The sequence below is a fragment of the Priestia sp. P5 genome (genome assembly GCF_029522155.1).
Classification (GTDB): domain Bacteria; phylum Bacillota; class Bacilli; order Bacillales; family Bacillaceae_H; genus Priestia; species Priestia megaterium_E.
On the sequence record NZ_JAKWFJ010000001.1, the window covers coordinates 2,322,691 to 2,336,210 of the forward strand.

The 13,520-nt window shown below is 36.4% G+C and carries 12 protein-coding genes; 3 read left to right on the plus strand and 9 right to left on the minus strand.

Annotated features, from left to right (window positions below; all coding sequences use genetic code 11):
* Positions 1 to 51: 51 nt before the first annotated feature.
* Together MMB69_RS12545 and MMB69_RS12550 are read right to left on the minus strand one after the other, a co-directional pair.
* The gene (locus MMB69_RS12545; protein WP_277447821.1) at positions 52 to 2,559 is read right to left on the minus strand and encodes an ABC transporter permease; all 2,508 of its coding nucleotides are present in this window, start codon (positions 2,557 to 2,559) and stop codon (positions 52 to 54) included.
* Complete coding sequence (locus MMB69_RS12550) at positions 2,556 to 3,323, minus strand: ABC transporter ATP-binding protein (RefSeq protein WP_221783305.1); 768 nt, start codon at positions 3,321 to 3,323, stop codon at positions 2,556 to 2,558. The genes MMB69_RS12545 and MMB69_RS12550 overlap by 4 nt, the downstream gene beginning before the upstream one ends.
* A gap of 310 nt (positions 3,324 to 3,633) precedes the next feature.
* Here MMB69_RS12550 and MMB69_RS12555 point away from each other — a divergent pair, with 310 nt between their 5' ends.
* Both MMB69_RS12555 and MMB69_RS12560 read left to right on the plus strand, forming a co-directional pair.
* Positions 3,634 to 4,047, plus strand: coding sequence for a thiol-disulfide oxidoreductase DCC family protein (locus MMB69_RS12555; RefSeq protein ID WP_221783303.1), 414 nt, complete (start codon positions 3,634 to 3,636; stop codon positions 4,045 to 4,047).
* Positions 4,048 to 4,068: 21 nt separating this feature from the next.
* Positions 4,069 to 4,554, plus strand: a complete 486-nt coding sequence (locus MMB69_RS12560; RefSeq protein ID WP_014460004.1) for a hypothetical protein — start codon at positions 4,069 to 4,071, stop codon at positions 4,552 to 4,554.
* Positions 4,555 to 4,823: 269 nt separating this feature from the next.
* On the opposite strand, the gene MMB69_RS12565 is transcribed toward MMB69_RS12560, so the two are convergent.
* Both MMB69_RS12565 and MMB69_RS12570 read right to left on the minus strand, forming a co-directional pair.
* On the minus strand, positions 4,824 to 5,384 hold the full coding sequence (locus MMB69_RS12565) for a nitroreductase family protein (RefSeq protein ID WP_264409195.1): 561 nt from the start codon (positions 5,382 to 5,384) through the stop codon (positions 4,824 to 4,826).
* 237 nt (positions 5,385 to 5,621) lie between these two features.
* Positions 5,622 to 6,914 (minus strand): Glu/Leu/Phe/Val family dehydrogenase, encoded by a 1,293-nt coding sequence (locus MMB69_RS12570; protein ID WP_221783299.1) that lies wholly within the window; start codon positions 6,912 to 6,914, stop codon positions 5,622 to 5,624.
* Positions 6,915 to 7,112: 198 nt separating this feature from the next.
* On the opposite strand from MMB69_RS12570, the gene MMB69_RS12575 reads away from it, so the two are divergent.
* Positions 7,113 to 7,268: a hypothetical protein gene (locus MMB69_RS12575; protein WP_162871471.1), complete on the plus strand. Its 156-nt coding sequence runs from the start codon at positions 7,113 to 7,115 to the stop codon at positions 7,266 to 7,268.
* Positions 7,269 to 7,277: 9 nt separating this feature from the next.
* On the opposite strand, the gene MMB69_RS12580 is transcribed toward MMB69_RS12575, so the two are convergent.
* The 5 genes from MMB69_RS12580 to pdxR all read right to left on the minus strand — a co-directional run bounded on the left by MMB69_RS12580 (position 7,278) and on the right by pdxR (position 13,430).
* Entirely contained in the window at positions 7,278 to 9,212 is a 1,935-nt protein-coding gene (locus MMB69_RS12580; protein WP_277447822.1) for an alkyl/aryl-sulfatase, read from the minus strand.
* Positions 9,213 to 9,606: 394 nt separating this feature from the next.
* Positions 9,607 to 9,804 carry a ChaB family protein gene (locus MMB69_RS12585; protein WP_277447823.1) on the minus strand — a complete coding sequence of 66 codons (198 nt, stop codon included), beginning with the start codon at positions 9,802 to 9,804 and terminating at the stop codon, positions 9,607 to 9,609.
* Between the two features lie 65 nt (positions 9,805 to 9,869).
* Positions 9,870 to 10,715, minus strand: a complete 846-nt coding sequence (locus MMB69_RS12590; RefSeq protein ID WP_221783294.1) for a DUF2971 domain-containing protein — start codon at positions 10,713 to 10,715, stop codon at positions 9,870 to 9,872.
* Positions 10,716 to 10,874: 159 nt separating this feature from the next.
* Positions 10,875 to 11,486 carry a hypothetical protein gene (locus tag MMB69_RS12595; protein ID WP_277447824.1) on the minus strand — a complete coding sequence of 204 codons (612 nt, stop codon included), beginning with the start codon at positions 11,484 to 11,486 and terminating at the stop codon, positions 10,875 to 10,877.
* Positions 11,487 to 11,996: 510 nt separating this feature from the next.
* On the minus strand, positions 11,997 to 13,430 hold the full coding sequence (gene pdxR, locus MMB69_RS12600) for a MocR-like pyridoxine biosynthesis transcription factor PdxR (RefSeq protein ID WP_277447825.1): 1,434 nt from the start codon (positions 13,428 to 13,430) through the stop codon (positions 11,997 to 11,999).
* Between the last annotated feature and the right edge of the window lie 90 nt (positions 13,431 to 13,520).

Genomic DNA, 13,520 nt, shown 5'->3' on the forward strand with positions numbered 1-13,520 from the left:
GAGATTGGGGTTTATTAATATTATAGTATTCTACTATATTTACATGAGAGGTCACTTATTATCATTAGTAAGCTCTATAGAAAGATCTTGTCCAGATATTTTTCGACTTACGTATGAGAATAAAAAAGTGCTAACTACAAGCATTGATACTACTACAGAAAGAATTGTTTTATAATCTATAACAAACTTCCCTGGATCCATTAATAGCAGAATTAATGTCACTAGAAGTCCCATTACAATTCCACATATTACTCCAATCGTAATATATAAATTCACCTGTGAAAGAATGACTTTACGAATAGATTTTGGCGTCATGCCCATCGCGCGTAAAACAGCAAATTCTTTTCGTTTTGAATAAATATTATTTGCCAATGAATTAAATACTCCTACCATGGTAGAAACAACCAATGTGGCAATAACAACTATAAAAATTCCCCAGCGCTGATAAAACATTTCGTTTGCTTCTTTAACAGATTGATCATAGCTGCTTACCTTTAATTCGGGATACTGGCTTTTTAAACCTTCAATTTCTTTTACAGCGGCCTTTACATCCGTAGCATCTATGTATAGGCGGTAAAAATCCACATCTTTAAACTTGTTGTTTTTCCAATCTAAAAATGCTTCATTATTGTCAAGAAGATGATTAGGTATAGCTGTTACCACATAATTTCCCTTAGGTATTATATTTCCCTCTATCATTAATTCATCTTGATTTTCAACATACATACCTAAATGGAGTACCTGACCTACTTTTAAATTATGAATTTCAGCAAATTTTTCAGACACTATTATACTATTCTCTTTATTACTTCCTTTTACATACGAGAAGTGCTCTAGAAGTCCTTGCTTCTGCAATCTTTTCAAGTCAACAACATTATAACGAATATCCGCAACCTTTTTTGACTTTAAAATCTCTCCTAAGCCCTGATTACTCATGTTACTAACGCTTTTTACGTTAGGTAATTGTTCAGCCTTTCTAGTTAGTTCTTCTACATCTATTTTTGAATCATCAAGGCGAGTTTCCACAATAATGGGCATTACATATTCTTTTTTTAAGTAGGTTAGTCCATTAATTTGTATGGTTCTAAATGTAATTGATCCAAATACAGTAATGATCATTAATCCGCATATTATTAAGATAATCATTGTGTTTTTTTTAACTTGGGGAATTAGGTTTTTTATCGCAATATAAAATTCTTTGCCAAATATTTTTTGTCCATATGGTAAAAACCATTTTAATACTTTAGTCACTATGACAGGAAAGATTAGTATAAAGGCAAGCAAAACTAAAATAACTGTAATTAGCAACATCCCAGGTCCGTATGTGCCTCTTGTAGGAAATACCTGGCTTCCTATAACTAAAAATAAGGACAGTGCTAATAGTACCTTAAAAACTACTATTCTTGTCTTGGAAAAACCATAGTTAATTTTCTCGTTCTTCTGCATTGTTTTTAGCGGCAATACTTTTGTACTTCGATAAGCTGGAACGAGTAAAAAGAGTTGAATAATAACAAACATTACAACTGTAAGGATAATGGCAGTACCTACGTTAAAGTCAGTTGGAAAGAAAGATATTTTCGACACTTTTCCTAACCAGCTATATAAGTACCTTTGACTGCAAAAGGTTAGCAAAAATCCTACACCTGTACCTAGGGTGTTTATAACGGTGCTTTGAAGTATGATAATCTTGCTAATCTGTTTAGCACTGGCTCCTATTGAACGCATAATGGCGAACTGATTCCTCATCTTGTAAAGCAAAAGCTCAAAGTTTGAAATAAGAATAAGAGACTTGATAATTAACACCAATGCCGATAAAACAATAATAAATGTATGTAAGGATTGTAAATTATTTTGCACGCCTGCATCTTGTTCAGCTATATCAATACGTAAGTTCTTGTTATAAGATTTTATATGATCGGCCAACTTTAAGGCGCTCTCATTCTTGTGCGCCTTTATTAATAAATAAGTTGCTTCTGCGCCGCTTTTTTCTTTTGCTTGAATATAGTCTTTTACGTTTTTTTGATTAAGTATTAGCATATCTGGAGCTACCCCAGTAGCGGATAAATCTTTTACCGTTTCTGCTAATGTATATGTTTTGTTTTCTATAAGAACTTTATCTCCTACTTTTGCATGTAAATCTTTAGCTAGTCCTTTGTTCATTGCAACAGAATTCTTATTCAGCGGTTTGGAAAATTGATACCGACTTTTAGCTAAATAATCGTTTTCAACACCTACTGTATAGATAGAGGTATTTAGTTTATTTAGATTCAAATGAGCAATAGATACTTTTGATACCTTATCTACCATTTTATCCTGGTGAATTTCTTCCACTAAAGTTGATGTCAAAATTTTGCCTTGATCCATCTCAAACCCTACAGACAAATCCATCTCACCGTAAGTTTGTTTTAATTGACTTTTTAATGTGTCCTGCGCATTAAAAGAGAATAAAACCATACTAAGTACAAGCATCGTAGAAATAGCTATACTTACAATAGATGAAAACACTATAAATTTATTGGACTTAAATAAACGAAAAGCTAAACCCCGTAGTGTTTTCATATCTTTGGACTCTCGACTTTTGTAATAAGCTTAAACTTCTCTAGTATATGATCCAAATCACTATTTCCGCTACACATATATGTATCGACAATAGAGCCATCATGAAAGAATAAAACGCGATCTGCATAAGTAGCTACATTAGGGTCGTGAGTAACAAGAAGTATGGTTTGGCTAAGTTCGTTTTTTGTAGTTACTAGTGTGTTTAGTATGACTTCGGAAGTATTAAAATCAAGGTTACCTGTAGGCTCGTCTGCCAGAATAATAGGTGGTTCTGTTATAATAGCTCTTCCTATAGCTACGCGCTGCTGTTGTCCACCTGACAGTTGTACAGGACGGTGTTTTTTCCAAGCTGTTAAACCTAAAAGCTTCATAATGTTAGTTACTTTTAAATCAATTGCATCCGCTGCAAGTCCCTTTAAAACTAGTGGTAGAGCTATATTTTCTTCTACAGATAAATCTTTTAATAAGTGGAATGATTGAAAGATAAATCCAATGTTATTTCGTCTGTACGCTGAAGCTTGAGGTTCTTGGAACATATCTTTTGAAAGCATTCCTTTTAATTTAATCGTTCCACTAGTTGGTTCATCGAGTGCTCCTAAAATGTTCAGCAGTGTACTTTTTCCTGAACCACTTGTTCCCATAACAGCAACCATTTCACCTGCCCTTAACTGAAAGGATATATCATTTAGTGCAGTAACTTCATAGCCCTCTCCTTTATAAACTTTAGTTAAATTTTTCACCTCTAAAATATGTTGATTTTTCATGTCTTCACCTCGAAGTAAGTTTTTTTCTGTAGTAACAAAGATAGTTAACTCTTTTATCGCATCTCCTTTTGTAAATCTTTACTATATCTAGTACGTTTCAAAACAGGAATAGTTTTACATTTTAAAGAGAATAGGTAAAAAATTTTAATTATGTATAATAAACACAAAAAAGAAGAGTCGTATTTGACTCTTCTTTTTTTAAAATTCACGTAGATTATTCCCATGTTTACCCTTATGTCTTGTAGTCCAACACGTAAACTATTATACTTATTTTAGAAAATATTCATAAAAAAGGAAGGAGAGAAAAGTCATGCCCCCAAACCTATCACACCATCCTATTATTCTATTTGATGGCGTCTGCAATCTCTGCAACCAATGGGTTCAATTTGTCATTAAGCGGGATCGGCGTGCTCTGTTTCGTTTTGCGTCGCTTCAATCCGATACTGCGGGTATCTTGCTGCGTAAGCATAACTACGAGGATCCACCACTTCAATCGGTCATTCTTCTTATGAACGGGAATCTTTACACAGAGTCTACGGCTATCCTACATATTGTCCGCCACCTTCGCGGACCCATTAAACTAATGGCATGTTTACAAGTGGTTCCCGCATTCATTCGAAACCCATTCTATCGTTTCATTGCACGTAATCGGTATAAGTGGTTTGGAAAACAAACGTCATGCATGTTGCCAACCCCTGAAACTAAAATACGATTTTTGGACTAAGCATACAAATGGAGGGAAACAATGCGTTTATCAACAAAAGAGAAATTTCGTTTAAGTATTCTTGCGACCCTAAGGTGGACCATGGCCATTACGTTTCTTATTTATGGAATGGCCAAAATCTACCCAGGACAATTTATAACAGGCGATTTCGTGTTCGATTCAACAAAAGATTCTGCGATGAAACTGGCGTGGTATTTCTTTGGGTATTCTGATTTCTACAACTATTTTATTGCCACTGGGGAATTATTAGCTGCATTGTTATTGGTGATTCCGCGTACCGCAACACTAGGGAACATTATTTTTCTCCCCATTATTGCCAACATCACCGTCCTTAACTATTGTTTCAACATTCCTGCCAAAGTGGTGTGTGTTCCGCTGCTTGCAATGAGCTTGCTATTAGTATTGATGGAATATTCAAAGTTAAAAGGCATCTTCTTTGTCAACACTGCTACCCCAATGCAGAAAGTAGACGTTCACTCATCCGAAAGGAAGGTGACCGTTAAATGATTGTCTTTCTTTTGCCGCCCATTATCTTCGGTTTGGCGTGTACCTATTATTTTGGTCTTCGCAAAGAAGACTGAACACAGACAATTCCTGTTTTGTTTTGACTAGTAGTTACGGAAACCAGAGAAGTTCTCCATAAGATGCTAAAAATAACTGCTGCAGATAAGCTAATAAAAGCGCAACTTAATGCCACTTTTCAAAAACAATATAAAAGGCCGCCGCTCAACTTATGAGCGGCTGCCTTTTGTTTATAGAAACATAGCAATAACCTTTTAACGATACCAAATCGTTTTATCTTGATATGGAATACGTTTTGATAAAGCTTCTTTATTAGGATGTCCGACGTAAATTAAGCCTAAGAGCTTATCTCCGTCTTCTAGAGATAAAAAGTCATTCAGTTCTGACTGATAGACAATTTCACCGGTTCTCCAAATTGTAGCCAAATCTTGTTCTTCCGCCACTAATAGCATATTTTGTATGCTTGCCGCTACGGCAGAGATTTCTTCAATTTCAGGCACTTTTCCTGAAGGACTTACTGCTACAGCAATAATGACAGGAGCACGAAGCGGGCCTTTTTTAGCTTTTGTTGTTTTTTTCAACGCTTCTTCTTCACTTAAGTGAGCAGTTTTTTGCTTCATAATACGTTCCATTTCGTCTCCTAAACGAACGCGTGAATCTCCTGTAAACACTCGGAATTTCCAAGGCTCTGTCTTTTTATGGTTAGGAGCCCAAGTGCCTGCTTCTAACATAAGATTGATAGCATCTTCTGATACATCTTTGTCTTGCATAGCTCCAATCGTTCTTCTTGCTTTAATAATATCTAATACGCTCATGCTTTTCGTCTCCTTTTTCACATTCAATTTATTATAGTTATGTATTTGTCTTGAATATAGAATAATTGAAAATCATTCTCACTGTCAAATGTTTTGATTATCAATTAGGTTAGGTAACGATGAATATGCCAATTTTTTAAGCGTGTTTGTTTTTTTAGCAGTTTTTCTTTTAATTATTTGGCAGTTCCGGCAAATAAAAAACGATTTGGAACATGTAGTCCAAATCGTTTTTTTATCTTATACCCAGCCGCGGAAACGAGAAGCTTCAGCTGATTTTTTGATTCCTGCCATGTAAGCAGCAAGTCTCATGTCTACGTCATTTTCTTGAGCGATTTGATAAATCGTTTCAAATGAATCCACCATTACCTTGCGTAATTTGTAAGCTACTTCCTCTTCAGACCAGTAGTAGCCTTGATTATTTTGCACCCATTCGAAGTATGAAACCGTTACGCCTCCAGCACTTGCTAAAATATCTGGCACTAAAAGCACGCCTTTTTCATCTAAAATGCGCGTGGCTTCAAGCGTAGTCGGTCCGTTCGCCGCTTCGACTACAATAGAGGCTTTAATGCGATGAGCGTTACGAACCGTAATTTGATTAGAAATGGCTGCGGGTACTAAAATATCACATTCTTTTTCTAATAGTTCTTCGTTTGTCATCACATTGGTAAATAAATTCGTTACGGTACCAAAACTGTCGCGTCGATCAAGGAGGTAATCAATATCAAGACCAAGCGGATCATAAAGAGCGCCGTATGCGTCTGAAATGCCAATTACTTTTGCACCTGCATCATGCATGAACTTGGCAAGAAAACTGCCGGCGTTTCCGAAGCCTTGAATAATAATCCGCGCTTCTTGCAAGTTAAGGTTTTTCTTTTTAACGGCTTCTTCAATACAAATGGTTACGCCTTTAGCCGTTGCAGTTTCACGTCCTTGAGATCCTCCGAGTACGATAGGTTTTCCAGTAATAAAACCAGGAGAATCGAACTCGCGCAGTCGACTATATTCATCCATCATCCACGCCATAATTTGAGAGTTTGTATAGACATCCGGTGCAGGAATATCTTTAGTAGGTCCAACTATTTGACTGATGGCTCTTACATAGCCGCGGCTTAGGCGCTCTAGTTCACCAAACGACATATTTCTTGGATCACATACAATTCCGCCTTTACCGCCGCCGTACGGAAGGTCGACAATTCCGCATTTTAAACTCATCCAAATAGATAATGCTTTTACTTCTTCTTCATTCACTTCAGGATGAAAACGCACGCCTCCTTTAGTAGGTCCGACAGCATCATTATGCTGAGAGCGGTAGCCGGTAAATACTTTTACCGCTCCATTATCCATTTTAACTGGAATACGAACCGTCATCATGCGCAGCGGTTCTTTCAGCAAATGATACATTTCTTCACCATAGCCTAGCTTTTGAAGCGCTTCTTGAATAACGGTTTGAGTAGATAAAAATAAATTAAGTGATTCCTGTTCTTGCTGCTGTTCTTTTTTTAATTCACTAGCTGTTTTTGTAATAGACATTCTGTTCACCCCATATTAATCATTGAAATTTCTCAATGATTTAATATGCAATTCCTGTGCCAATTTCGGTTGTTTTACAACGCTTTTATTTTATAAATAATCTTCATTAGCAAGCCTTAGATTCCCTGCATAGGCTGATATTAGTATATACTTAAAGAAATAAGACAAACTATTTATACTGAAAAGGAGGAAAGTGCTATGTTACATGAAAGAAAAGAACAAGAGCGAAACAATCACTATATAGAATGCTGTTCCATCTGCGGAGAAAGGCTAACATCGTTTCAAGAAAAAGAAATCTTCACATGCGACAGCTGTTTTGAACAAAAAGTCAACGATGTGCTTTCTGAGCTGTAATCAGGTACTCTATTTTTTAGAAACAGGTGTCACAATATTAAAGTTTGGATCAATAGAATCCTGACATGACAAAAAGAAATCCCATTTCGATTTATCTCCTTGAACAAATATGACCGAGCTATAAGAGTGATCATTTGTAGTTGTGAGTCGGTATAAGGTATCTTGCCACATCGTTACCGTCACCTCAGCTTTCTTTCGCGTATCTCCAAGATACCTAAAGATTCCATGCTTAAGTTCTGTGAGCGCTACTTCATTACGATCTGGTACCACAAACAATATACGATAGTTACATGCACCTGCCTTTAATCCATCTACGCGAATGCTAAATAGTTCTAAAATATTTTTTAATGGAAGTGTATCCCATACTTCTTTTGTGATAATGTTGGCCGGCAGCGGTATATTACCTAAGCGAAGTTCTTTGGCTCCTGTTAGGTATTCATTTCGCCAAGGACCCGATTCAGCCATATACCCTAATTGCTCGAGCGCGTCTGCGCATAAAAGTTTTGCCTTTACGTGGTGAGGATCAGCGTAAATAACTTGTTTGGTCACTTCAGCTACCCATTGATAGTCGCCTTGTTGAAAACAGCGCTGCGCTTTTTTGAGAATGTCGTCCGCTCCCCCCATATACTCTACATACTTCTTAGCTGACTCTTCAGGAAACAGTTTATTTAAATCTACAGGATTGCTGTTATACCAGCCCATATAGCGCTGATAAACCGCTTTTGCGTTATGGTTAACCGTTCCATAAAAGCCGTTTGAATACCACTCGTGAGATAGGATTTCTGGCAGCTTCATCATTCGGCCGACGTGGTCGATGGTATAACCTTGATTCATCAGCCTTAATGTTTGGTCATGAATATATTGATAAACATCTCGCTGATTTTCGATATAGGTAATACACGCCTCGTTTCCGAACCTTGGCCAATTATGTACGCCAAATACAGTTGTTAGTTCTTGGCCAAATAAATTGATTGCTTGCTGCAAGTATCTTGCCCATGCTGCTGCGTCTCTTACTTTTGCTCCCCTGAGCGTATAAAGGTTGTGCTGAGTGGCCGTACAGTTTTCTGCAATACACAGAGACTTTTCAATAGGAATATAGATGTTCATTTCAGCAGGCGCTTCCGTCCCTGGCGTAAGCTGAAAATGAAATGAGACGCCGTCAATTTTCTTACTTACATAAGAATGATGTTCGGAAGGATGAATTTCTTCTATTCCTTTAATAAGCGTGATTGTTCCAAATGAAATTTCTTTTCCGATGCCGTTGTCAATTAAGCCTTTTTCATCTCGTCGCAGTTGAATACCGTACATGTATTGACTTCTTCGTGTCATTGTTGTTGCCGCCGTGACGTTTTCATCGATAACTGCGTCCATAAACCCAGCAGGAGCATAAACTTTACTAGTTTTATTTTGTGTTGAGTCAGGTAATACTCCTAAAACTCCACCGTAATGGTCTATATGTGAATGTGAGAAGATAACGGCTCTAACAGAACGCTTCCCGCAGTGCTGGTTTACTAGTTTAAGTGCTTCTTCTGCTGTTTCTCTTGACGTCAAGCAATCAATAACAATCCATCCCGTTTTCCCTTTAACAAATGTAATATTGGCCATATCAAATCCTCTTACTTGAAAGATATTTTCAGTTACTTGATATAAACCGGCTTGTACATTTAATTTTCCTTGTTCCCACAGTTTAGGGTGGACAGTAGCAGGTGTAGATTGTTCAAATAAAAAAGCGTACTTTCTTAAATCCCATACAGGATACAGTTGATTTTTTTTGAAAATCAGAGGAAAAGGTACGCGTACAAGAGCTTGGTAATCCGCAAGATTTTGTTCTACTTTCACTTGTTCCCAGTCTATGTTTTTATAAGTCTCAGCATTAATTGCTGCAGTCTTTTGAGTAGCATCTTTTCGGTGAATCGTTAACTCTCGTTCATAATCAAACAGCATAACCCCTCCTTTTTATTATTTTATGCGTAAAAATAAGACGAAGTACAAAAAGGGATGGAAAATAGAGTCAACAAAAAAAGAAGATGCGCTTAGCACGCATCTTCTTTTTTATACTGAATGTTATGTTTGAATAGTCGAGTGTTCTGTCTGAATTAGACAGCCTAGCACTTAGTATAACGATTGTTTACCAATGTGCCTTTTGTAATCAAAACAAATCTTCCTTCTAAGGTGCTCAATACGTTTCTTGAAGTCGCTGTAAAACAATGCATGTGTACAGTCTCTCCTTTCTTGTATTGGCCTTACATAGAATGTATACCCTCGAAAAAATAATTGAAACCTAATGGGAGATTTTTTTAAAAAATAATAATTCCATTATGGTTAGGCTCTTTTATCACTATTTTTTCACCCAGTTGTCATTATCATCTTTTTTGTACTTTGTTTTCACCGCGTTCCAAGCAACTTTGTGAGCGGTAGCTACTTCTTTGTATTCATTACTTGCTGAATTAAATGCTTCTTTATAAATTTCCTGAGCGTGATAAGGAAGATTATCTCTTACTCCATCCGGCAGTTCTCTTAATGAATTGTAAGGCATGATAGTATTCCTCCTTGAAAACATCTGTTACTACTGATTTACCTGTTTTCAAATAACATAAACATTTAATAAATATAGTCCTTATACAAGTCAGACTGAATAACCTTTTTATAAGCGAGACCGTGTTTCTTAGTAAGAGCTTTTACCTCATCTACACAGCTTTGAGCGCTTCGTGGCGATACGTAAATATCATTGATCAGCTGATGTAAATTACATGTAAGGAGGTTGCCATGCTCGTGAGAAAACTCATACGATCTTTTTTCAAGGATATCCATTCGTTTTTGCCATTGATTTGCGGAAATACCTTGAATTTCGAATAGCTTTTGCAGCTTCCAAGCGTGTATACGACTTGCCACAATAACAAGCCTCAATTCATTTTCATGCTGATAAGATTTGCGCTTGTAAAATAATGTGTCATATACAGAGTGGCTGATCATTTCTTTTTGAAAGTCTATGTACTGTATTTTGCCAGAAAAGATTTTATAGCGTAAATCTTTAATACTGCACAATAAATTTTCATAGGTGGTTTTAATAGCTACGCCATCATTCCCCTTTAAATATAGGTCCCACATTCCAGCGGCTTCGTAATCATTGATATGCCAGGATGAAACAGCAGAAAATTCATGGATTTTTCTTATATAGGTTCTAGAGGTACGGTTATGACGTTCGCCTTTTTTTCTTAATTCTTCTATGTTCCACATTGAAGAGCATCCTTCAAGGGGGTCGGAAAATGCATCAGGTTTTGCGAAAAAAAGCGCATTGGTTTCCAGTAAATCTTGAAAATCAGACAGCGGCATAAATCGCCACACCGTCGGATTATTGTGCACCTTATAGCGTTCATCATAATCGTCATAGCTAGATTCGAATCTTTTGGCATATTCGTAAGCTTTCTCTCTATAAGCTAAATCCATTGGTTTTCCTCCTCCGAATGCATATTCATACTTGAATTATAGCACTTAATTGTTGTAATTTTCAAAATTATCCACCTGTATTAAGAGAGTTCTATTATCAGAAAAGAAGACACGCCTCAACATCTGCAGCGTGTCTTCTTATTTAATGAAATGAATGTTTTACTTAACACTTTCACTTTCTGGCTGATTTAGTTCCAATAAATAAATTTCATCCGCTCGAAAATCAGTACTCTTTATTTCTTTTTTTAAGGTCCGAATAAAGGTAGCTGAACTTTTTCCGCAGGCTTCAAAATAATGAAACGTGTGTACAACAAATAGAATGGATGCTCCACTGTAATCTTTTTTGCTCTTTTTTTGGATGTTTTCTAGCACTTTTTCTATATACTCTTCTACAGAACCTTCCGTCTGGATACGGGGGAGAGCAAAATTTCCTGAATTGACCCTCTGTGCATCTTCAAATTCTAGTTTCCCATCTTTGTAGGAAGTAATTTCAATTCGTTTTTCAGTACCATCCGGCTGGAGAATCAATCCGTCGTATCCTTGACTTCCAATAATAAGCTTCAATTTTGAATTCCTCGGACAATAAGAAGATTGGCTGAAGCAATAAAGCGGATAAAACTCTTCAAAAAACTTTTTGAAACGCCCTTTTTTAAGTCGGGCTAATTTTATATATTCTCTGTTTTGATGAATCATTTGCTGCGTATGTTCAAAATACTGCTTCATTTCTTCTTGCGTTCTGTACACATCAAGATCTTTAAATAATTCATCCATCTTTTTCACCTTCAATCCTACCAACTAAAAAAGTCTTCTTACTTAGTAGATACATATTCATAAATGTGTGTGACAATTTTCTTTTTTTAAGATATAGCCTTTTTTAAAACAAAACGTGCACACTTTTCATTTTTTTTGCATATCCTGTTATTCGTGCGTTCAATTATGAGCGTACGTTTCAGCCTTTAGTTGTAAAAGATGAAGCGCAAAGTTACAGCTGATGGCGGATGAGATGCGTTTGATTATTTCATAAACTATAACAAACAGGAAACTTAACAATAATTGAGGTGTTGGAAATGTTTGATAATGATTACGTAGTTAAAACCATTCACGATTTATATGTAAAACGTACAGAAAGCAAATTAAAAGTCTTCTTAACTTATTTCTATCATAAAAGATAACATGTATTTATAGACGGTAATATATAGTCAGTTGTTACTTGGAGTTTTTTATAGGAAGAAGAGTTTGATACAAAAAAAGGAATAGTTGGTAATCCACTATTCCTTTTTACTATACTTGCAATTCCCGAATAAGTTCAGCAAGAATTTTAATACGTCTATCGATATCTGATAAAGAGGCATAGGCGTAAGAAAGCCGAAGATAACTGCCGGTTTCTTGTGCATAGATACTTCCGGAATTAAGCAATATCCCTCTTTTTAAAGCACGAGAGTACAAAGATTTCATTGAAATAGAAGGTTGAATATGCACCCATATAAAAAAGCCTCCTTCAGGATTCGTCCATGTTGCTATATCTCCTGCGTATGTTTCCAAAGCATTCAGCATCACTTTTCTTCTCGTTCGCAATTCGGTTCGTACCGTTTCCATATGCTGTTGATATAAGCCATTTTTAAACCATTCGGCTGCCACTCTTTGAGATAATGAGCTAGATCCATAATCCGTTTGCATTTTAATATCCGCCAAACGCTCAATGACTGGTTCTGGGCCGACTATCCATCCGATACGTAATCCCGGGCTTAATGTTTTAGAAAGACTGCTAATATATAACACGTGTCCATTTTTATCTAAAGCTTTTAATGGAAACGGAGGCTGTTTATCTAGCCATAATTCGCGGTATAAATCATCTTCAATAATAGGAAGCTGATGTTCCTCACATTCTTTCAACAAATCGTAACGCCTTTTTTGGGACATTAATGTTCCCGTCGGGTTATGGAAACATGGATTTGTATATAAAATAGCTTGCCCTTCTTGAGGGTCGGCGCGTTTTATAGCTGTTACTTTTATTCCTTCCTCATCCATAGCAAGACCTTTAAGTTTCATTCCGGCTGATTGGAATACATGTAAGGAGTATAGATAAGAAGGTTTTTCTAACAAAACCGAAGAGTTCCTTTGTAGCAGTCCAATTGAAATAAGCTGAAGAGCTTGAAGAGCGCCGGAAACAATTAAAATAGAATCTGGAGAAGATTCAATCCCCATTGTTTTCATATACGCACTTAACTCTTTTCGTAAAGGAAAATACCCCTTTGGTTCTTCGTATCCTAGAACCTCCATGTTTTCTGCTACTTTTTCCATAGCATATTTCATTTTATCTTTAGGAAATATGTCGGGTGAAAGCTCTCCTTTGCTTAATTGAATAAGGTTTGAGTTAAATTCAGATTCATTGATATCTTGTACCATTGCTTGACTCGGGTGATGCATACCTGATTTCACATGAACATTCCAATCGGGCGGAGTCGTAGCCAAAAGTGTCCACGTATTATTTATAACGATGGTTCCCTTTCCCATCTTACCTTCAATTAAACCATCGGCTGTTAATTCCTCTAATGCCGTGATGACCGTACTTCGATTAACATCGAACATAGCAGCAAGCTTTCGCTGACTAGGAATTTTACTTCCAATCGGCCATTCTCCACGGGCAATTTTCTCTTTCATAAAATCAATGATTTGCTTGTATTTTGGATAACTCGAACTGTTCTCTTGATTCATACATTTACTCCTGTTTTTAAAGTGGTTGGGTTAATTTCTTTTAAACTGGTTGAAGACATTTTATCAAATGTTTATTAACATAGGAACCAC